The sequence below is a fragment of the Paenibacillus dendritiformis genome, assembly GCF_021654795.1.
In the GTDB taxonomy this organism is placed as follows: Bacteria; Bacillota; Bacilli; order Paenibacillales; family Paenibacillaceae; genus Paenibacillus_B.
In genome coordinates, this window is the sequence record NZ_AP025344.1 from 6,073,704 (window position 1) to 6,094,559 (window position 20,856).

Annotated in this window: 15 protein-coding genes and 1 pseudogene; 2 read left to right on the forward strand and 14 right to left on the reverse strand. The window is 55.1% G+C overall.

Features of this window, described 5'->3' with window-relative positions; all coding sequences use genetic code 11:
* Positions 1–228: 228 nt before the first annotated feature.
* The 5 genes from L6439_RS26970 to L6439_RS26990 all read right to left on the reverse strand — a co-directional run bounded on the left by L6439_RS26970 (position 229) and on the right by L6439_RS26990 (position 5,895).
* Complete coding sequence (locus L6439_RS26970; protein WP_269155961.1) at positions 229–2,079, reverse strand: ABC transporter ATP-binding protein; 1,851 nt, start codon at positions 2,077–2,079, stop codon at positions 229–231.
* Positions 2,076–3,806 (reverse strand): ABC transporter ATP-binding protein, encoded by a 1,731-nt coding sequence (locus L6439_RS26975; protein WP_213470881.1) that lies wholly within the window; start codon positions 3,804–3,806, stop codon positions 2,076–2,078. Before L6439_RS26975 ends, L6439_RS26970 begins: the two co-directional genes overlap by 4 nt.
* On the reverse strand, positions 3,803–4,297 hold the full coding sequence (locus tag L6439_RS26980; RefSeq protein WP_213470883.1) for a MarR family winged helix-turn-helix transcriptional regulator: 495 nt from the start codon (positions 4,295–4,297) through the stop codon (positions 3,803–3,805). Before L6439_RS26980 ends, L6439_RS26975 begins: the two co-directional genes overlap by 4 nt.
* Positions 4,298–4,423: 126 nt before the next feature.
* Positions 4,424–4,963, reverse strand: coding sequence for a hypothetical protein (locus L6439_RS26985; RefSeq protein ID WP_213470886.1), 540 nt, complete (start codon positions 4,961–4,963; stop codon positions 4,424–4,426).
* A 155-nt stretch (positions 4,964–5,118) separates the two neighbouring features.
* On the reverse strand, positions 5,119–5,895 hold the full coding sequence (locus tag L6439_RS26990; protein ID WP_213470888.1) for a hypothetical protein: 777 nt from the start codon (positions 5,893–5,895) through the stop codon (positions 5,119–5,121).
* Between the two features lie 656 nt (positions 5,896–6,551).
* Between L6439_RS26990 and L6439_RS26995 the strand changes: the two are divergent.
* Positions 6,552–6,890 (forward strand): annotated as a pseudogene (locus L6439_RS26995) (IS4 family transposase); the annotation flags it as partial.
* A gap of 175 nt (positions 6,891–7,065) precedes the next feature.
* On the opposite strand, the gene L6439_RS27000 reads toward L6439_RS26995, so the two are convergent.
* Both L6439_RS27000 and L6439_RS27005 read right to left on the reverse strand, forming a co-directional pair.
* The gene (locus L6439_RS27000; protein WP_213470890.1) at positions 7,066–8,166 is read right to left on the reverse strand and encodes an AI-2E family transporter; all 1,101 of its coding nucleotides are present in this window, start codon (positions 8,164–8,166) and stop codon (positions 7,066–7,068) included.
* Between the two features lie 72 nt (positions 8,167–8,238).
* A complete protein-coding gene (locus L6439_RS27005) occupies positions 8,239–8,847 on the reverse strand; it encodes a DUF1836 domain-containing protein (protein WP_213470892.1) in 609 nt (202 codons plus the stop codon).
* A gap of 269 nt (positions 8,848–9,116) precedes the next feature.
* On the opposite strand from L6439_RS27005, the gene L6439_RS27010 reads away from it, so the two are divergent.
* Complete coding sequence (locus tag L6439_RS27010; protein ID WP_213470894.1) at positions 9,117–9,827, forward strand: SGNH/GDSL hydrolase family protein; 711 nt, start codon at positions 9,117–9,119, stop codon at positions 9,825–9,827.
* Between the two features lie 51 nt (positions 9,828–9,878).
* Here the strand turns inward: L6439_RS27010 and L6439_RS27015 are convergent, their stop codons facing one another.
* The 7 genes from L6439_RS27015 to L6439_RS27045 form a co-directional block, all read right to left on the reverse strand.
* Positions 9,879–12,191 carry an ATP-dependent DNA helicase gene (locus L6439_RS27015; protein WP_213470896.1) on the reverse strand — a complete coding sequence of 771 codons (2,313 nt, stop codon included), beginning with the start codon at positions 12,189–12,191 and terminating at the stop codon, positions 9,879–9,881.
* A 262-nt stretch (positions 12,192–12,453) separates the two neighbouring features.
* On the reverse strand, positions 12,454–13,029 hold the full coding sequence (locus L6439_RS27020; protein WP_213470898.1) for a TetR/AcrR family transcriptional regulator: 576 nt from the start codon (positions 13,027–13,029) through the stop codon (positions 12,454–12,456).
* Positions 13,010–13,744, reverse strand: a complete 735-nt coding sequence (locus L6439_RS27025) for an MBL fold metallo-hydrolase (RefSeq protein ID WP_213470900.1) — start codon at positions 13,742–13,744, stop codon at positions 13,010–13,012. Before L6439_RS27025 ends, L6439_RS27020 begins: the two co-directional genes overlap by 20 nt.
* Before the next feature lie 974 nt (positions 13,745–14,718).
* Entirely contained in the window at positions 14,719–16,401 is a 1,683-nt protein-coding gene (locus L6439_RS27030) for a glycerol-3-phosphate dehydrogenase/oxidase (RefSeq protein WP_420540570.1), read from the reverse strand.
* Between the two features lie 293 nt (positions 16,402–16,694).
* Positions 16,695–18,185, reverse strand: a complete 1,491-nt coding sequence (gene glpK / locus L6439_RS27035; protein ID WP_168181137.1) for a glycerol kinase GlpK — start codon at positions 18,183–18,185, stop codon at positions 16,695–16,697.
* Positions 18,186–18,225: 40 nt separating this feature from the next.
* Positions 18,226–19,044 carry an MIP/aquaporin family protein gene (locus L6439_RS27040; RefSeq protein WP_213470902.1) on the reverse strand — a complete coding sequence of 273 codons (819 nt, stop codon included), beginning with the start codon at positions 19,042–19,044 and terminating at the stop codon, positions 18,226–18,228.
* 364 nt (positions 19,045–19,408) lie between these two features.
* Positions 19,409–20,761: an aminotransferase-like domain-containing protein gene (locus L6439_RS27045; protein WP_213470904.1), complete on the reverse strand. Its 1,353-nt coding sequence runs from the start codon at positions 20,759–20,761 to the stop codon at positions 19,409–19,411.
* Positions 20,762–20,856: the final 95 nt, after the last annotated feature.

Genomic DNA, 20,856 nt, shown 5'->3' on the forward strand with positions numbered 1-20,856 from the left:
TAAGTTAATGTTTTCCCTTGCTATTCATCAATAATATGAGCCCCGTTTAGGAACAACATTTCAATGCACTTGTTCCGCAATCCTGCCCAATAGTTTTGAGAAGTAACAATAATTCTATTCTACCTCAATTAAGTAAATAACAACAATTTTTACGAAAACAGCGTTTATCTATGACACGCCGGAACATCAAAAAAGACGCACCCGAAGGTGCGCCTTGGCTCAGCAGGGTTACCCGACATCGACCAATCGACCGGTAAATTGGCTGTTGTACAGATCCGCATAGAAGCCGCCCTGCTGCAGCAGTTCCTCATGCGTGCCCTGCTCGATCACGGAGCCCTGATTCATGACGAGAATCAGATCGGCATCCCGAATGGTAGACAACCGGTGGGCAATAACGAAGCTGGTGCGGTTCTTCATCAGCTCCTGCATAGCCTTCTGGATGTACAGCTCCGTCCGCGTATCGACGCTGCTCGTCGCTTCGTCCAGAATCAGAATCGCCGGATCGGCCAGAATGGCGCGGGCAATCGTCAGCAGCTGCTTCTGGCCCTGCGAAATATTCGATGCTTCCTCGTTCAGCACCGTATCGTATCCATCCGGCAGCGTGCGGATGAAGTGATCCGCATGCGCGGCCTGGGCCGCCTGCACGATCTCTTCTTCCGTCGCGCCCAGGCGTCCGTAAGCGATATTGTCGCGGATCGTGCCGTTGAACAGCCACGTGTCCTGCAGCACCATGCCGAACAGGCTGCGCAGATTGCCGCGCTCCATGGCGGTAATGTTGACGCCGTCGATCGTGATCGCTCCGTCGTTAATCTCATAGAAGCGCATCAGCAGGTTGATCAGCGTCGTCTTGCCGGCCCCGGTCGGCCCGACGATGGCGACCATCTGTCCCGGCTTGACGTCGATGTTCATATCGTCGATCAGCACTGCATCTTCCTTGTAGCCGAAGCGGACGTGATTGAAGCGGACTTGGCCCGCCGGATGAGCAATCGTCTTCGCCGGAGACGCCTCCGGCACTTCCTCAGCTTCATCCAGCACTTCAAATACCCGTTCCGCCGAGGCGACGGTAGACTGAATGATATTGGCAATATTGGCGGTCTGCGCAATCGGCTGGGTGAACTGCCGCGCATATTGGATGAATGCCTGAATATCGCCAATCTGGATGGAGCGCTGGGTAACCAGCACGCCACCGACCACGCAAATGAGCACATAGCCGATGTTGCCGATGAAGTTCATGAGCGGCATGATCAACCCGGAGATGAATTGCGCCCGGAAGCCGGATTCATACAGCTTTTCATTGATGCCGTCGAACGCGGCCACCGATTTTTCCTCACGCCCGAAGGCTTTGATGATTTTATGGCCGGTATACATTTCCTCGACATGGCCGTTCAATTCCCCAAGGGACGTCTGCTGCCCCTTGAAGTGCTTCTGCGACCGCTTCGCGATCACGATCGTGACGACGAAGCTGAGCGGCAGCGTCAGCAGGCAGATCAGCGTCATGAGCGGGCTGATGGTAAGCATCATCACCACGACGCCGACCAAGGTCACGATCGAGGTAATCAACTGCGTCAAGCTCTGCTGCAGCGTGCTGCTGATGTTATCGACATCATTGGTCACCCGGCTTAAAATCTCGCCATGCGTCCGCGCGTCGAAGTATTTCAGCGGCAGCCGGTTCAGCTTGTCATTGACCTGCTTGCGCATCTCGTACACAATATTTTGCGCCACGCCGGCCATCAAAAATTGCTGAAAATAGCTGAACAGCGCGCTAACGACATACAATCCCATTAATTTAAGCAGAATATTCCAAATAAAAGCAAAATCAATAGCGGTTCTTCCCATCAAGCTCTCGAACAGCGAGGTGGTGGCCTCCCCCATAATCTTCGGGCCGAGAATCGTGAAGACGGTACTGAGTATCGCCATCGCCAGGACCGCGATCAGCTGATATTTCCGCGGCTTCAAATAGCCGACGAGCCGCTTCAGCGTGCCCTTGAAGTCCTTCGCTTTTTCCATGGGCATCCCCATCGGCGGCCCGCCCATCGGGCCCCTGTGTCCGCCCGCTTTTGGCCGATTATCTCTGCTCATGCGATCTCCTCCTCTGACAGCTGGGAGGATACAATCTCGAGGTACACCGGACACGTCTCCATTAATTCGCGATGCGTGCCTATTCCCGCGATCTTCCCTTCATCCAGCACAATGATTCGATCGGCATCCATCACGGTGCTGACCCGCTGGGCGACCAGCAGAACGGCCGCATCCCGGGTCTCCGGCCGGAGCGCCGCGCGCAGCTTCGCATCGGTCTTGAAATCAAGCGCCGAGAAGCTGTCGTCGAAGATATATATTTCCGGACGCCGCACCAAGGCCCGAGCAATCGACAGGCGCTGCTTCTGCCCGCCGGATACGTTCGTTCCGCCCTGTGCGATCGGAGCGTCGAAGCCTTCCGGCATATGAGAGATGAATTCCATCGCCTGGGCAATCTCGGCTGCATGCTTAACCTCTTCGCCGGTCGCATCCTCCTTGCCATAGCGGATATTGTCCGCCACCGTTCCCGTGAACAGCACGGCCTTCTGCGGCACGAGTCCGATCTTCTCCCGCAGCTCCTCCTGCTTCCACTCCCGGACGTCAACGCCATTCACCCGGATACTGCCGCTGTCGATATCGTAGAAGCGCGGTATCAAGCTGATTAGCGTCGACTTGCCAGCCCCGGTTCCGCCAATAATCGCGGTCATCTCTCCCGGACCGGTCTCGAACGAGATATTCGACAGGGCCGGCATCTCTGCCCCCGGGTAACTGAAGGTGACATTGTCGAATTGTATATGGGCCTGTCTGGCGGCCGATGCCCGTTTCGGCTCTGCAGGATCGTGAATCTCCGGCTCCATGCTGAGCACTTCGTTAATCCGGGCCGCAGACGCGGATGCTCTTGGAATCATCACAAAAATAATGGAAACCATAATGACAGAGAACATGATTTGCATCGCATATTGAATAAAGGCCATCAAGGAGCCGACCTGCATGCTGCCGTTGTCGATCCGAATGCTTCCGAACCAGATGATCGCGATCGTCGAGAAATTCAGGGTGATCATCATGATCGGCATCATCGACGACATAATGCGGTTCACCTTCAAGGCCGTGCCGGTCAAGTCGGCATTCGCTTCGTTGAACCGTGTCTTCTCATGGTTAATCCGGTTGAAGGAACGAATGACCCGGATTCCGGTCAGATTTTCGCGCAGGACAAGGTTCAGCTTATCCAGCTTTTTCTGCATCGCCTTGAAGAGCGGAATCCCTTTGCCGGCTACGGCAAAAATCGCCAAGGCCAGCACCGGAATGACGACCGCCAGCACGAGCGTCAGCTTCGCATCCTTCGACACCGCCATAATAATGCCGCCGATACACATCATCGGCGCGCTGATCATCATCCGGAGGATCATGACCAGCACCTGCTGAACCTGGGTAATATCATTGGTCGTCCGCGTAATCAGGGATGCCGTCCCAATCTTGTCGAACTCCTGAAGCGAGAAGTTCTCCACATGGGTGAACAAGCGCCGCCGCAGATTGCGGCCGAAGCCGGACGCCACCTTCGCGGACAGGTAGCTGCCCGCGATGGCGCATAACGTCCCGCCTGCGGCGACCAGGAGCATCCACCCGCCCATTTTCCAAATATAAGCCGTATCCCCGTTCATAATGCCGATATCGACGATATCCGACATCAGCGTCGGCAGATACAGCTCGGCCAGCGACTGGAAGAAGACCAGCCCCAGCACGAAGGCCACCGGAAGCCGGAACGGCTTCAGGAAGCGGAATAATTTCATCATTCATGATCATCTCCACTCGTGCGCTTCTCTATCTCCCTCCAAGGAATTGGAGGATTGTCTTGAAAATACGTGTACACCTTGGTGAGCAGCCCGGCCAGCTTCTCGCTGTCCTCCTCGCCCAGGTGCTCAATCAGCCCGTGGAAATATTCCGTCATGACGGCTTTCGCTTTTTTCGTTACCGCGATGCCTTTGTCGGTCAGCGCAATCCGTATGACCCGCCGATCCTCGGGATCGGCGTTCCGGGTGACAAGCCCCTTGCTCTCCATGCCCTTGATTAATTGCGTAATCGTCGGTGAAGTGACATGCAGCATGTTGCTGATCTCGGACACCATCAGCCCTTGCTTCTCCCGCTTCATCGTACGCATGAGAACCATCATGACATGCAGCTCGCTCGGCTTATGTCCTTCAATCGAACGGCGATGCCATTCCGCCTTGTTGAACAGCTTGAAGGCCCTCATCAGCCGCTCGGTTATCGTTCCCTCCTCATGCATCTCGTTTACCCCCTCGTTGCCTAAAATTTAAATTAGTTAGGCAACCTATTTATTTGGTAACCTAATTATATTTTCGGGGCTTACCGATGTCAAATCCAAAAAAAGGAGCTGCCCCTCTCTATCAAATCATAGAGGAACAGCCTGCTTTTTGAGTCCTTGCAGTTGTATCTTGACTGATTGCGCACCGGTGAGCTCTTCTTCCAGCACGGTGTACCAGACCGCCCCATATGATGATCGAATGACCGGCGCCATCTTGATATCCACGATCTCTTCTTGTTCATCGCGCGGAATGCGAACCTCCACCTGAGAGACATCCGGATCGGTGACGAGACCGTAGAGTACGGGCAGGCCAGTATTGCCGAGTGGGAGGCGGGAATATTTATAGCTTATCGACTCGGGAGGATCGGCATGGGGGAAGTCGTTGCGTACCACCCCATTTCTTTTCCACCAACTTATTTGGGAAAAGGCGATGTTCATCTCTTGCAGATTCAAATCATGAAACACGATAATATCGATGTCTCCTGGCATGGTCTCCTGATGCAGCAACTCGGCATCAACCCCCTGATGCCTCAGCCAATCCTCGGCCGATTCGGCTTGAGGACGGAACAATAAGGCTGATGTCAGCCCGATAAGGAAGAGCACAGCCAGAACAGCCCATTTTTTCAACGGCATCCACCCCTGTTTGTTACTGTCTATTCATTTATGTGCCCAAAAATCACTGCCTTGAAAGATCCAACAAATAAAACATTCATATATAAATATGAAACTCCCTTAAACATTATTCTCAAGGGAGTTTTCAAAATTAATATAATTTCAGTATGTCAATATCTGATCGTTCCAGTAGCTGCCTTTTGTTCTGTATTAGTCGTAGGTGAAAGGCTAATTCCAGGAGATGATGATATTGTGGCTGACCAGGAAACGCTTTGACTTGTAACTCCAAGCTTAGAAACTAAGTCAGTAGTACCCGTATTCTTTTCGGGTCTGGAGATCACAACTTCAACAAGCATTTGATAATAACGTGTACGTGAAGGAAAACTGTTGTACTGATATACAACGCCTGTTTTTGGAGTTGCATCAACCATATTTCCATTTCCAGTATTGTACTTCATTTCGCATTGAAGAATTAGATTACACGTTTCCCAATTAGCATCAGCATCATGCCATTCGATATTCCACTCATCGGAATAAGCAACTCCTAACGCCATACTCGTTACCCCTGCCGGTCTAGCAGATCCAGAAGCTAATACACTATAATATTGCTTTTTACTATCATACTTTACACCCTTATAATAAGATTTGTTCAAATCTTCTTTAGTTAACTTTCTACCAAAGACATTGGTGCTTTTTTCAAATTTGTCACTCAGCAGAGAGTGAGATGAATCATGAAGCAAGGACGAACCAAGAAACTCTAATGTACCATTTGATTCATCATACTTTTGAGTAATCACCTCTTTTTCACGATCATCCATTACTCCAATTATATGGATGGGAACATTCATCTGAAGCAGTTTCTCATCTGTTGAGACAGTTTTAGCTGAAGCATATGATACTGGCACTAGTAAACAACAAATCATGACTACCAATAATAGTTTTCTCATCACAAAACATCCTCCTATTTGAGTTAGTGATCGTTTAAATTGCGAAGTAATAAACATATGCACTCTCTTTTTTTGTAAAAATCTTTAATCACTGTACTAAGAATGAAACTGAGTGCTATCCCCCTTTTTATTCTAATCTCTTCCCAAATGTACAGTTTGGATCATCTTGAGAATGGGTACGTACTTTATGTTATTTTTCATTGTTGATAAGACCATTTTTTTATTGAAACAATAGATTAGCAGGTTGGAAGATGGGGACTGTTTAATTGTTGAATTTAGAGGTAGTAAAATAGACTGTATGTATAATCTACCCTTATATTATCATAAATTCCAATCAATGTAAACATCGGGGGGGGTGAATTATTTTTTCAGGAAGTAAGTTATTTTAAAAAAGTGAGGCTTAGGCTAAAAGTGGAGAAGAATGCCTCCCTATGCCCCATTGATTCAACTTACATACAATCATGTACGAAAGTTTCAAGGAACAGTTACCTTATCAACTCAACTTTCGCAGATCGAAAATCAGCGTGAACGCTTGCCATTGTAGGGTTCCAGATGGATCAGATCCCACACTTGCAAAATAGAAAAACACCGCTTCGTTTGGTAAAGTGAGAGTGACGAGCTTCCCCTACCAGACAGAAGAGGTGTCTTCCATCAAGATAGACCATCAGACCGATCTGAATCAACTGCCAAATGAAATAAAGCCTGCCTTTCAAGAACTCAACGTGCTCAAACATTTACAGCAAGCTGGCTTTCGTAAGCGATTTGGTTTTAGCTGTGCCCTGCTGTTTCAACTCGTTTTCGTCCTTTTGTTCCATCAGAAAAACTGGTTTCGCCTACTCGAGAGCAGCAAGGGTGACTCGATGCCCAGCAAGGATGCCGTTTACCGCTTTCTCAATCATGCCGGCTTTGTCTGGCGTCGATTTCTGACGTCGCTAAACGTCGCCATGGTACAGAAGGTTAACGCTCTAACGTCTGCGGACCGGGACGCCGTGCTTAGTATGGTTTGTTTCGAAAAGCATCAGCGAACTAAGAAAACGAGCCTGTCTTGGAGAAGCCCCGACCAGCTCATTTTTTGCCTAGAAAAAACTATCCTACCTCTCAGATTGAGGAACCTGCCTGGATAGCCCTCATCTTATTGAATATGCAGGCCCTGCTCCCAAAACAACCGGTTTATTTCGAAGACAAGCGGCGCTCGATATAGGAATCGAACGCGGTCTTGATCACCGCCACCACAGGCACCGCGACGAACATCCCGATGAGCCCGAAGAAGCCGCCCCCGATAATAATCGCGAAAATAATCCACAACGGGCCGATGCCCACCTTGTTCCCGATAACCTTCGGGCCGATATAATAGCCGTCCAACTGTTGGATAATGAAGATAAAGAGCACATTCCACAGCGCCTGTACCGGAGATACGAGCAGGGTAATCAAGCCGACGAACAACATGCCGATGAACGGGCCGAAATAAGGAATGACATTCGTGACAGCTACGACGAGAGCGGCCAGCAGCGCGAAGGGCGATTGCAGAACAAGCAGTCCTAGAAACACGATCGAGCCGATAATCATCGCATCTAAAATGACCCCGACAAAATATTGGGAAAATGTCGTGTCAATGCGTTTCACGAAGTCAACTACCGATGCCGCCCGTCCCTGTCCCAACAGGGCAACCAGAATCTTTTGCGCGCCGCGGCCGATGACCTCCTTGTCTTTCAACAGATAAATCGAGACGATGAAGCCGATGACCAGATTCAGCAGCGTCGTCGTTATCGACAGCAGGCCGGACAACAAATTGTTGAGAATGAGCCGAACGAACTCGCTGATCTGGCTGGAAGCAGACGAGAGGAACTCCCCCAGCTTGGCGTCGATTCCGGATTTGGCGAACCATTCCTGCTCCAGAATATGGCCCCGCAGCCACTGCTCCGTCCCTGCGATATACTGGGGCAAACCCGCGAGAAGCGTGCTGACGCTCTCAATAATTCTTGGGGTGATGACCGTGATTCCGATAAAGATGAGTCCGAGGAACAGTGTATAAACGATAAGAATGCTGTACAGCCTGCGCAGACGCTGCCGGGAGAACAGCTTCGCTTCCAGCGCGTTGACTAGCGGCCGGAGCAAATAAGCGATAAAAAACGCAATGAAAAAAGGCGTCATCAAGGACATCAGCATGGAGAAAAAATGCAGGACGCCCCCAATATTGTCCACCAGCTTGTACAGCAACAGCCCTGCGGTGAACAGGCCCAAATAGTATAATGTTTTGCGATCCCTGAACATCGTTCCCTCCTGAACTCTTCATGATGTATGTTGCCGCATGCCACGGGCGGCAAGCCGGTATCGTATAGCGAATCAGGAGGAAGGCTTTTTGCCCTTCTCCTTGTCTTTATCCCTGTCCTTCGCCATGCGCTGCTCCAGATTGTCAATCAGTTTCTCGGCCAGACGCTTATACGTATTCGCCTGATGAATAAAGGTTAAGACGGCCAGCAGCGTGAGGGCCTGGCTCTCCCCGGCCGCTTCCACCGCTTCGGTCTGGGCCGCGACGGCCTGCTCCAGTTGAGGAGCCTGCTCCTCCTTCAGACGGAGGAACCGCTCGTACACCTTCCATCCGTCCACATCCTCCCGATGAAGCGTGCCCTGGAACAGCGTCTTGATGTCGCCGATCGACAACGACTGCTTCAAATGATAGATCAGGGCCATCTGAATGATATGCTCGGGAGAATATTTCTTATTCTTCGCCGGAAGCAGCAGCTTGTCCTTGGTGTAATTATTGATCATCGTCTTCGTCAGCAGCTTGTCCTCGGGATGCCGTTTCGTCGGCTCCAGCACGCTTTCGAACAATGTGATGACCTGATCCATATACAGATCGAGCTTCGGGATTTCCGCCGGCTCGATATCCGGCATCGCCGCGATGCCCCGGTACAGGGCTTCGATATGTTCCTTCAAGGTTGCGTCTTCCATATCTTCCTCTCCTTCTTGCCTGGGGGCGCAACTCAAACGATACTGTCCCGTTCATTTCTCCATACTACCATATGGCAAAGAAAAGAGGCTACAATGCAAAAAACTCTTCTATTTACTTCTCTGAATCACATGTTATAATTCATATATAACATCATGTAGTTTTTATTACTACATAACAATTTTTGTTAATACATCCGATGCGCGGGCACGCGTTAATCATAAATAGGGCAGGATAGCCGGATACTAGGTCATGGGAGGTTCGATTGAAGATGGAAAAGCCATGCAATATCGTCTTGTACGGCGATTCGATTGCGAAGGGGATCGTGTACGATGAAGAGAAAGGCCGATACGCCAAGCTGGCCGACAGCTTCGGGCAGCTCGTTCAGCGCCGCCTGAACGGGATCGTGACGAACGCGGGTCGCTTCGGCTGCCTCGTTACGAAGGGAGCCGAGAAGCTGAAGCAGGATGTCCTGAGCCGGCGCCCGGATATCGTGCTGCTTGAATTCGGGGGCAATGATTGTGACTTCGATTGGGACAAAATCGCCCGGCAGCCCGGGGATCTGCATGAGCCGAACACGGATCTGGAGCGCTACACGCAGACGTTGAAGGACATGATCCGCACCTTGAAGGACCACGGGATCGTTCCGGTGCTGATGTCCCTGCCGCCGCTGGATGCGGAGCGGTATTTCCGGTGGGTCAGCAAGAACGACGACTCCGCCGCCGCGAACATCCTTGCCTGGTTGGGCAGCGTCAGCCGGATTTATTGGTGGCATGAACGCTACAATGCCGCCATCATCCGGGTTGCAGAGGAGATGAATACGCGCTGGATCGATGTGAGAGGCGCGTTCCTGCGGGCATTCGATTACCGGAATTATCTGTGCGCCGACGGGATACACCCGAACGAGCAGGGCCACCAGGTTATCGCACAGGAGCTGATGAGCTATTTGGAGAGCCGTTACCGTCATTTGTTGAAATGCTAAATGAGCAGGCCGGATGACTGTCTATTCAGGCAATCACCCGGCTTGCTTGGCTTATTCGATATCCGGCCCATCCGATCCGGGAAGCCGGTAATTCATCCACTCCTGCGGCAGCAGTTGCCGGTAAGGCGGCTGCTGGAACCGGTCGTCGATCAGCACGAGCGTCCCGGTGTCGCGCTCCGAACGGATCAGCCTGCCCCCGGCCTGAAGCACCTTGTTCATCCCGGGATAGACATAGGCATAGTTGTATCCGTTTTTCCCCGTGCGGTTGACGTAGTCGCGAATAATGTTCCGCTCCAGGCCAAGCTGGGGCAAGCCGACGCCGACGATGATGACGCCCGTCAGCCGGTCTCCCTGCAGGTCTACCCCCTCCGAGAAGACGCCGCCAAGCACGGCGAACCCGACCAGCGTGCCTGACCGATTCGGCTGGAAAGCATCCAGGAACCGCTCCCGCTCCTCTTCTGTCATCCCCGCCTCCTGCACCAGCGTATCGACCGGGCTGCCTTCCGCCATGAAGGCTTCGTATACCTCCTGCAAGTACGGATACGAAGGGAAGAACACCAAATAATTGCCGCCCCGCTCCTCTACCACGCGCCGAATCGCCTGCACGATCGGCAGCTTCGTCCGTTCCCGATCCCGGTACCGCGTCGAGAGCGGGTGCAGCCGCACATCCCACTGCGCCGGATCGAACGGGGAAGGAAGAGAGAGCGTGTAATCCTCTTCCCGATGGCCGCCCAGCAGGTCCATATAATAGGACATCGGCGTCAAGGTCGCGGAGAAGCGCACAATCGATCGATACCGCTTGCCAGCCTGAGCGAGCAGGAAAGACGGATCGAGACAGAACAGCTTCAGCCGGACCTCATTCCGCCCGACTTCGGCATACGCCGTGAACCGCTCATCGTAGAGCTTCGCGATGCGGACGAAGCTTGACGCAGCGAAATAGGCGTCGAGCAGCATCGTATGGGCCGGCGATCCGCCGCCGCCCAACAGGACCGGTTCGGCTTGGGCGATGAACCCGTCCAGCAGCGCCAGCAGCTCTTCGGGGAGCTCCATGTCCGTCAGGCCGCCCTGATCCGCGCACCGCTTCCGCAAGGCGATGAAATAGGCATTCACCGCTTGAGCCGCGTCGTGGATCGCGCGATTCACTCCCTTGAACTCGCGCTTCAGTTGCAGGAACGCGGATTTGACCAGCCCGGCCGAATACATATCCCGCGCCCGGTCGACCAGATTATGCGCCTCATCGATCAGGAGCGCCGTCTCCTTCTTCTGTTCTTCCGCCCACCGCTTCATCGAGACGCGCGGATCGAACACATAATTATAATCGCAAATGACCGCATCGGCCGCATAGGCAAGATCTAGCGAAAATTCAAACGGGCATACCCGGTGCTTGCGGGCGTACTCCTCAATGACCGGACGGGTCATCTGCGTCTCATGGGACAATATATCCATGATCGCCCCGTTAATCCGGTCATAATAGCCGTCGGCATATTCGCAATAATCCGGCTGGCAGCGGGTCTCCTCCTGGAAGCAGATCTTGTCCTTGGCGGTCAACGTAACCGATTGCATGCAGAGTCCCTTCGACGCCAACCGCGCGCAAGCATCCTCGGCAGCCGCGCGCGTCGTCGTCTTGGCCGTAATATAGAGAATCCGCCGGATCAGCCCTTCCCCCATCGCCTTGACCGCAGGGTACAAGGTCGACATCGTCTTGCCGATGCCGGTCGGCGCCATGGCGAACAGGCCGCTGCCCTGAGCAATCGACGTATATACGGCGCCGGCCAGCTTCCTCTGTCCTGCCCGGTACGTGTCGAACGGGAACGGCAGCTCCCGGATGCTCTCCTGCCGCCGCTGCTCGTGGTCCCGCCGCATCGCCGCGTACGGCGCATACCGTCCGATGACGTCCAGCACGAAGGCCTCCAGCTCGGCGAAGGTCAGCACCCGCTTGAACCGCTTCGCCTCTTCCGTTCGGACATGGACATAGGTCAACTGCACCGCCATCCGATCGCAGCCATGCTCCTTCGCATACATATAGGCGTAGCAGCAGGCCTGCGCCCAATGCACAGGATACGCATCCTCCGTAATCAGGGCGATGTCTCCCGATACCGACTTGATCTCGTCTATCGTTTCCTCGCCGGACCGAAGCAGGCCGTCGCAGCGGCCGTCGATCTTGAAGCTTAGATCGCCGTACCGGATGTCGGCCTGCAAATACACTTCCTTTTGGTCCGTCTCTCCGTAGCTTTCCTGCACCCGCTGATGAGCCTTCGTCCCGTCCGTCATCGAGCTGGCGGCCCGGAAGCCGCTGTCGATGCTGCCGCTCAAGAACACATGCTCCACCAGCGAACGCACGGATAATTGTATCGTATACGTCATCGCATTCTCCCGGTTCCTGTCTTTGCCTGAATCTGTCACTCGATATACCGATTATACCGCAATTCAGGCTAAAGTGCCGGATGCACAGCGTTCACGGCCTGACCTCGCCGCCCCCCCGTTCCCCCCGGAGCCGCCCATGCGCAAGTCCGCATGCACCTTGCCGCCTGTGCGCAAGCCCGCCCTCACCCTGCGCCTTCACGTAAGTCGGCCTGACCTCGCCGGTCTGCAGCAAGTTCGCCTTCGGCGGGCAGAACCGAGCATCTCACTTCGTCCCCGGGCCCGCTGCTTCCAGCCCCCGCACATACGTATGAAGCATCCGCTTCAAGCTCTCGTCCCGCTCCAGCTCCATGCGGAAGCCCTGCTTCATCTCCAGCGTGGCGAAGCCATGGAGCAGGCTGCGCAGACCGCGCACGACATGGAAGGCGTCGGCCTGCTCGTACTTGTATTGGCCAAGCACAGCGAGCAGCAGCTCCAATATCGAGTCGGATGCGGCTTGAATATCCGGGTCATTGAAATCCGGCGGCGACATCGTCGCTTCGTATACTCCCGGATGCTGGCGGACGAAGTTAACGTAAGCGAACCCGATCGCGTCGATGGCCGCCTCGCCCGACTTCCCGACCGCCGCGCGCGCCAGCGACTCTCTTAGCTGGAGCAGGCCGTAATGCGCCAGACCGGTGCGCAGCCCCGGAAGTCCCTGGACATGGTTGTACAGCGAGGGCGACTTGATGCCGAGCCGCTCCGCAACCTCAGCCAGCGTCACCTGGCTGAGGCCGTCCGCATCCGCAATTTCTGCGGCGGTCTGCACAATTAACGATCGATCAATGGATTTCCTTGGCATGATGCTGATTCCTCCATACAAGTTCTGCTTCCTGAATCGCCTTATCGATTGCTGCCGCCGGATGCGGCAGCATCGGCCCATGGCCGGCCGCCAGCAGAGTCGGCTCCAGCGCCCGAAGCTTGCGCGCGCTTGCGAGCGATTCCCCCAGGTTCCAGGTGGCGAGCGTCGGGAACGGGAACCGCAGCTTCATCTTGCCGGATACGGCCACGCCGCCCTGTGTCTGGAAGGCATCTCCGGCGATAAGAGCCCGGCTGCGCGTGTCGAGGAAGGCCATCAGCCCCGGCGTATGCCCCGGCGCAGCCACGGCAAGCAAGGAGCCGATGCGATCGCCGTCGCGCAGCAGCCGATCCGGCGCCGTCTTGACGGAGGCCGGCACCCCGCCGCGAATCGGCGTCCCGGGCTCCCCCGGCTCCAGCGTGCGGTCGCCGCGCAGCAGCTTGGCATCCCGCTCTGAGATGGATACCTCCGCGTCCGGCAAGGCCGCCTTCAACGCATCCAGCGAACCGACATGATCGTCATGGGCATGCGTCAACACGATGCGGGTAATCGGCTTGCCCAGCTTCGCGGCCGTTCCCAGGATCCCCTTCATACTAAGGGGCAGCCCGGCATCGATCAAGGTGAGCTCCTTCTCTTCTTCGACCAGATATACATTTACAGGGAACAGTCCCGGGAACCACGTTAATTGATAGATATGCTCATGGCGGGTTACGCGCATGGCAATCACCTCCGATTGCTAAACTAATTATATTAGTATAATAACTAATATCGTTAGTTTGTGCAATCATTTATTTTTCCATCTCTCCCCTTTTGGGCGAAATTCCTTCCCCGTGGAGTGACATATGAGCGCCATTGCAGGTTTGAAGATTAGGCGGGATTCATCCAGGCCGGACAACAAAAAAACACCCTTCGCGGGTGTTTTTTTGGCGTTACGAACCTACATGGCATCCCCTGTTCGATGCAGCCAGGTTGCTCTGCTCTATCCCGGTTGCTCAGGCCGACCCCGCCTGGTGGCTCCCTCTATCCCACTTGCTCAGGTCCGACCCGCCTGGTGGCTCTGCTCTATCCCACTTGCTCAGGCCGAATCCGCCTGGTGGCTCGCTCTATCCCACTTACTCAGGTGCGCTCGAAGGTTCGATTCGTCCAGAAGCTTGATCGGTCCACTCGATTAAAAATCCTGCACAGCTGCATCAATTTGCCCCAGATAGTCCCTTATTTAGTCATATTCCTGCAAAACTACATCTTTTTCTCCTATTTGTCTCCTTTTCAGGCGATAAAGGGGAAAATTCCTGCACTTTTGCAGCATTCCGATCACGACCTAGGCGCCGTGACACAAATACTGCACTTTTGCAGTTTTACCGCAGCGTTTCCGAGCCGCTCGATGCGACAAGGGATAATATTGGGGCAGCTCGCGGCCTCCGGACAAGTCTGCCGCTTCCCCCTACCCCCTTAGTATCCCTAGGTTATACTGAATTCCACTTGGTTTCCCTTTTTTTCCTGAGTTTCTCTGGGTTTCTCTTGCTTTCACTAGGTTTCTCTGGGTTTCCCTGAGCTCACGGGTTTCCCCCGGCTTCACTGGGTCTCCCTGGGTCACTGGTCTCCCTGGGTCACTGGATTTCCTTAAGCTCTCCTAAGTTTCTCTGAGTTTTGCGGGATTCCCCTGGGCTTCCCTGCCTGTCCCCATCTGTCCTCTTATTGCTCCCCTGCCGCTTCCACTTGCGGAACGACCGCTTCATGCAGATAGCGGTCCAGCTCTGCCGCGCCGCTCGCCTTTTGCTCCGGCGTCCAGCCCAGGCGAGCGGCCATCCACTCGATGGCCGGCTCCTTCCACTGCCGGACCCAGTCGATGTCGAAGAACAAGGCGCCGGTTCTTCGGATGAAGAAATCGGCCGGCTTGAGCGCCATCTCTTCCTCGACCGCATAGGCGAGCGGAACGAGGACTTCCAGCGGAAGGCCGCCGGATGCGGCTTCGTCGCGGTACCGCTCCGCGAGCGCGAAGAGGCGGTCCGCATTGGAGCCGTACATGCGAGCCCACCGCCGGGCCATCGCGGCATCCAGACCGCGGCGGACGCCCTCCTCCTTCTTCGCCTCCACGAATCCCGGGAAGGCGGAGGAGCCGCCGACATGGCCGCCGGAGATCGGCATCTGCTTCGTCTTGACCGGCACGAACGGGCGGCCGTCTTCCTTGGCCATCCGCTGCATGACGCGGTCGACGACCGTCTCCGCCATCTTGCGGTATCCGGTCAGCTTGCCGCCGGCGATCGTGATCAAGCCGGAAGGCGACTGCCAGATTTCATCCCGGCGCGAGATCTCGGACGCGCTCTTTCCTTCTTCGTAGATGAGCGGTCTGACCCCGGCCCAGCTCGACTCGATATCGTCGGCGGTCAGCCGTACCGACGGAAACATGAACGCGATAGCGTCCATAATATAATCGCGGTCTTCCTTCGTCATGACAGGATGGGCAGGGTCCCCCTTGTAGAACGTGTCGGTGGTGCCGACATACGTTTTGCCGTCGCGAGGAATCGCGAAGACCATCCGCCCGTCGGGCGTATCGAAATAGATCGCTTGCTTGAGCGGGAACTTCGCTTGATCGATGACGAGATGCACCCCTTTGGACAATTGCAGGTGCTTGCCCGTCTTGGAATGATCCCGATCGCGAAGCTCATCCACCCATGGACCCGCCGCATTAATAATCGTCTTGGCATAGAACTCATACTCTTTGCCGTCCGCCTGATCCACGACGCGCACGCCGCGCAGCATCCCGTCCTGGTAGAGGAAGGAGTCGGCCTTCATATAATTAAGCGCCATTGCGCCATGACGGACGGCTTCCTTCATCACTTCGATCGTCAAGCGCGCGTCATCCGTCCGGTACTCTACGTAATAACCGCCGCCCAGCAAGCCTTCCCGCTTCAGCAGCGGCTCACGCTCTATCGTCTCCTGCGCGGACAGCATGCGCCGGCGCTCGCTATGCTTGACCCCGGCGAGGAAATCGTAGACGCGCAGGCCAATGCCGGTGCTGAACTTGCCGAACGTCCCGCCGCGGTGAATCGGCAGCAGCATCCATTCCGGAGTCGTCACATGGGGTCCGTTCTCATAGACGATGGCCCGTTCCTTGCCGACCTCGGCAACCGTGCTTATATCGAACTGCTTCAAGTACCGGAGCCCGCCATGGACCAGCTTCGTCGAACGGCTCGACGTTCCCGCTGCGAAATCCTGCATTTCGAACAAGGCCGTCGTCAGTCCGCGGGTCGCCGCATCGAGCGCAATGCCCGCTCCGGTGATGCCGCCGCCGATGACGATGACGTCCAGCGGCGTCCGGCCCATAGCATCCGCGATCTGTGTGCGATATGCAGAAGAAAATGTTGCAGTTGTCATAGGTGAACCTCCTCGTAGCCGTAACGTGAAATATAGGTTGTCTCGCCGATAGAAAAAACTGCAACAACACCACAGCCACAGACTGTAGTGCGATTGCAGTTCCCCCCGTTCTCCAACTGATTGATAGTATTAACTTGTACGCAATGATTCCAATATGAACGAGATATCCCATTTCCCCGGCGGATATCCCTAAATTCTGCGAATTTGCCCTGTGATGATCGCCGTGATATCCCCCGGTATCCCTGATCCCTAAGATGTCAGATGTCTTTGGTCTCCCCGCGACACCCGGCTTTTTATTTGAATGCTTTGGTCGCCGCAATGGCCGTCTTCCAGCCTCCATACAGCGCTTCCCGCCGCTCCTCCGGCAGCGCGGGCTGGAAGTCGCGCTCGACGCTCCAGAGCGAGTCGATCTCCTCCCGGCTCTCCCAGTAGCCGACCGCAAGCCCTGCGAGATAAGCGGCTCCCAACGCGGTCGTCTCGCTGACTTGCGGGCGTTCCACCGGCACGCCCAGCATATCGCTCTGGAACTGCATCAGGAAATTATTTTGCACCGCGCCCCCGTCCACGCGCAGCGTCGTCAATTCTATCGAAGAGTCCGCCTCCATCGCCTGAAGCACATCCAGCGTCTGATAAGCGAGAGACTCCAGCGTCGCCCGAATCAGATGCTCCTTCGACGTGCCGCGCGTCAAGCCGAAGACGGCGCCCTTCACTTCGCTGTCCCAATATGGCGTTCCCAGCCCGACGAAGGCCGGCACGACGTATACGCCATCGGTCGAGTCGACGCGGCTCGCATATTGCTCGCTGTCGGCGGCGTCTTTGAACATGCGGAGGCCATCGCGCAGCCACTGTATCGCCGAACCGGCCACGAATACGCTGCCCTCAAGAGCATATTCCACCTTGCCGTCAATCCCCCACGCAATCGTCGTCAGCAGTCCATGAGAGGATTGAACGGCCTGCTCGCCTGTATTCATAAGCATGAAGCACCCGGTTCCGTACGTGTTTTTGGCCATGCCGGGCTTGAAGCAAGCTTGCCCGAACAGGGCGGCCTGCTGGTCTCCGGCGATGCCGGCAATCGGAACCCGCTCGCCGAAGAAATGATAGTCGGCCGTCTGGCCGTAGATCTCGGAGGAGGAGCGCACCTCAGGCAGCATCTGCTTCGGAATATCCAGAATTTCCAGCAGCTCGTCGTCCCATTTCAGCTCATGGATGTTGTACATCAACGTGCGGGACGCGTTACTGTAATCCGTCACGTGCGCTTCCCCGTCGGTCAGCTTCCAGATCAGCCAGGTATCGATGGTGCCGAACAGCAGCTCCCCGCGTTCCGCTCTCTCCCGGGCGCCCGGGACATGATCAAGGATCCATTTCACCTTCGTGCCGGAAAAATAAGAATCGATCAGCAGCCCGGTCTTGGAGCGGAACAGCTCACTATGCCCCGCCGCCTGAAGCTCGTCGCAGATCGCTTTCGTCTGCCGCGATTGCCATACAATCGCATGATAGATAGGGCGGCCTGACTCCTTATCCCAAACGACGGCCGTCTCGCGTTGATTCGTAATGCCGATGCCGGCGATCTGGCTGGGCTTCACGCCCGATTCAATGAGACAAGTCGCAATGACAGCGAGCACGGTCCCCCAAATCTCCTGCGCATTATGTTCGACCCACCCCGGTTCAGGGAAAATTTGCGTAAACTCTTTTTTGGCCATATGAATAATCTCGCCGGATCTGTTGAATAAAATCGCCCTGGAGCTGGTCGTCCCCTGATCAATCGATAAAATATACTTCTCCATCACCGATTCCTCCATTCCATATAATGAACTGCGCTGAAGCCTATAATCTCGCCTCGGCCGATACTTTGCCGTCTCGCCGGGAAGTGAGCAATGCAATGATCACGATGACGAGAACGATGCCGGATACGACCCAGACGAGGGTATCCGCTTGCCCGAGGAACACCGTTTTGTAGAAGAGTCCGCCCAATGCGCCCCCAATCATCGGGCCTGCAACAGGAACCCAGGCATATGCCCAATTGGAGCCGCCCTTGCCCGGAATGGGAAGCAGCATATGCATAATTCTCGGGCCGAGGTCGCGCGCGGGATTGATCGCGTACCCGGTCGTTCCGCCCAGCGACAAGCCGATGCTCACAATAAGAAAGCCGACAATGAACGGGCCGAGCCCGGCGGTAAGCTCATTGGCGCCAATCGCCAAAATGCCGAGAACGAGAATAAACGTCCCGATAATCTCGCTCATCAGATTTCCGAAAAGATGCGGCGCCGCCGGACCTGTCGCGAAGACGCCCAGCTTGGCGGCCGCGTCCTCCGTCAGCTTCCAATGCGGCAAATAATGCAAATACACGAGGGCCGCTCCCGCCATGGCGCCGAGAAGCTGCGCTGCGATATAGGCGGGCACATCCGCCCAAGGAAACGTGCCAATCAGAGCCATTCCTACCGTCAGCGCCGGATTCAGATGCGCCCCGCTGATCGGACCGACCGCATAGGCCGCCATCGCGACGGCCAGCCCCCAGCCCATCGCGATGACGATCCAGCCCGAATTCGCCGCATAGGACCGCTTCAAGGATACGCCCGCGCATACACCTCCTCCAAGCGCGATCAAAATCATCGTCCCAATCAGTTCCCCCCAAAATGCCGACATCCCAAGTCCCCCTTCATTTCTAGTCAATGAAAAGCATTATTCGACGGGAACGCAAAAAAGACCTACCTATCCATCCACGCGATAACTCTCCAAATGTAGAGAGCGATCAGCGCGTCTGCAAGTAGATCTCCATGTCTCCGCAACATCATTAACTTAGTTCACAGTTTATTCTATTTTGGAAACGGTGTCAAATGATTTTTATCATTTCCCGAGCCTATTTTTTTTGGAACGTCACCGCCGATCAAAAAAAGGCGAACGCGAAATTCACGCCATCGTTCGTCAGTCTATATTTCGGAACGGGCTTGGACCGGTTCATTCGGATACCGGGAAATTCATCTGCGAAGGCTTGCTTCGCTGTACTACATTATCCGTGCAGCCCCCTGCTCAATTCGTCGGCAATCAGAGCCACGCCCGATTCGATCCGTTCCTCCGCCACTTTGGAAACATTCAATTTCATGATTTTCTCGGGGTAGCAGCTCTCCAGATAATGCTCCTTCATGTCCCCCACAAACAAATGCCGCTGCCGAAGCTTGCGCAGCAGCGCCCCCATATCGATCCGGTTCGGCAGCACGATATGCGCCTTCATGCAGACGGACGAGGGATGCACGAACGTCCCCGGCTTCAGGAACGGCTCCACATATCTGCCTAAGGAAGCATACAGCCGTCTCGATTTGCGGATATACGATTCCCTTACCTCGTCGCGATGCCGCCGGAACATGCCGCTGGTGATGTAGAGCTCCAGAGCGGCCTGGGAGATCATCGAGCTGTCGATATCGGTCGTCAGCTTGTGCTGCTGGAAGGAGCCGACAAGCGCATCCGGCAGCACGGCGACGCCGACGCGAAGTCCGGGGAACATGATTTTGGAGTAGCTTTTCAAATAGATGACCCGCTGATTCGTATCGTAGTAGTACATCGGCATCTGACCCGCATCCTGCTCGAAATCGGCCAAATAATCGTCCTCGATAATATAGACGTCGTATCGCTCTGCCAGCTCGACGATCCGCTGCTTGTCGGCATTGCTCAGTGAGGTCCCCAACGGATTGTGGAAGCGGGGCATCGTGTAAAAATAGCGGACATCCCCGCGTTGGAACAACGCTTCCAGACGGGCAAGATCGATTCCGCGGGCCGTTCGCTTCACCCCGATCGCCTGCGTCCGGCGGAGCTTGAGAAGCGCCAGGAACAGATGATATCCGGGCTGCTCGACGACGACCTTCGTCTTCCCGTTCGGCAAAGGCATCGCATTGAGCAAGGCCAGCGCCTGTTGAACTCCGGACGTAATGACGATATTGCGCTCGCTCGCAAACACCTGATACGACTCCAGCTGGGCGCGCACCGCCCGAATGAGGGAGGGCAGCCCGTTCGGCGTCCCGTATACGAACAATTCATCCTGATACAGATTGATCGCCTGATTGATGCAATGCTGAAAATGAACATACGGAAACTGCCGCACATTGGGCGCGGAGGCGGCGAAATCATAGCCTTGCGCATCCTCGGCCGCCAGCGGCTGCGCCTTGTTCAGGACATAATGACCGCTGCGCGGAATGGAGTAGATGACATGCTCCGTCTCCAGCTCCTGCAGCGCATGAATCACCGTGCTGTTGCTGCACTGGAAGGTCTTGGCCAAGGCGCGAATCGACGGCAGCTTCTCCCCCGGCCGCAAGGAACGTTCCTCGATTCGCCGCTTGATGTCCCGCATGATGGCTTCATATTTGGTCACGGTCCCACTCCTATCTGTATCGGTACAGAACGCGAATACGGCTATTGTTGCCTCTTCTCCCGCTCCGTACAATAAAGGCACAAGACAGGAGGGAA

Excerpts from the sequence above, each read along its gene's own strand:
- L6439_RS26970 (WP_269155961.1), bottom strand. The coding sequence starts at position 2,079 with ATGAGCAGAGATAATCGGCCAAAAGCGGGCGGACACAGGGGCCCGATG.
- L6439_RS26975 (WP_213470881.1), bottom strand. The coding sequence starts at position 3,806 with ATGATGAAATTATTCCGCTTCCTGAAGCCGTTCCGGCTTCCGGTGGCC.
- L6439_RS26980 (WP_213470883.1), bottom strand. The coding sequence starts at position 4,297 with ATGCATGAGGAGGGAACGATAACCGAGCGGCTGATGAGGGCCTTCAAG.
- L6439_RS26990 (WP_213470888.1), bottom strand. The coding sequence starts at position 5,895 with ATGAGAAAACTATTATTGGTAGTCATGATTTGTTGTTTACTAGTGCCA.
- L6439_RS27000 (WP_213470890.1), bottom strand. The coding sequence starts at position 8,166 with ATGTTCAGGGATCGCAAAACATTATACTATTTGGGCCTGTTCACCGCA.
- L6439_RS27005 (WP_213470892.1), bottom strand. The coding sequence starts at position 8,847 with ATGGAAGACGCAACCTTGAAGGAACATATCGAAGCCCTGTACCGGGGC.
- L6439_RS27010 (WP_213470894.1), top strand. The coding sequence starts at position 9,117 with ATGGAAAAGCCATGCAATATCGTCTTGTACGGCGATTCGATTGCGAAG.
- L6439_RS27015 (WP_213470896.1), bottom strand. The coding sequence starts at position 12,191 with ATGACGTATACGATACAATTATCCGTGCGTTCGCTGGTGGAGCATGTG.
- L6439_RS27020 (WP_213470898.1), bottom strand. The coding sequence starts at position 13,029 with ATGCCAAGGAAATCCATTGATCGATCGTTAATTGTGCAGACCGCCGCA.
- L6439_RS27025 (WP_213470900.1), bottom strand. The coding sequence starts at position 13,744 with ATGCGCGTAACCCGCCATGAGCATATCTATCAATTAACGTGGTTCCCG.
- L6439_RS27030 (WP_420540570.1), bottom strand. The coding sequence starts at position 16,401 with ATGACAACTGCAACATTTTCTTCTGCATATCGCACACAGATCGCGGAT.
- glpK (WP_168181137.1), bottom strand. The coding sequence starts at position 18,185 with ATGGAGAAGTATATTTTATCGATTGATCAGGGGACGACCAGCTCCAGG.
- L6439_RS27040 (WP_213470902.1), bottom strand. The coding sequence starts at position 19,044 with ATGTCGGCATTTTGGGGGGAACTGATTGGGACGATGATTTTGATCGCG.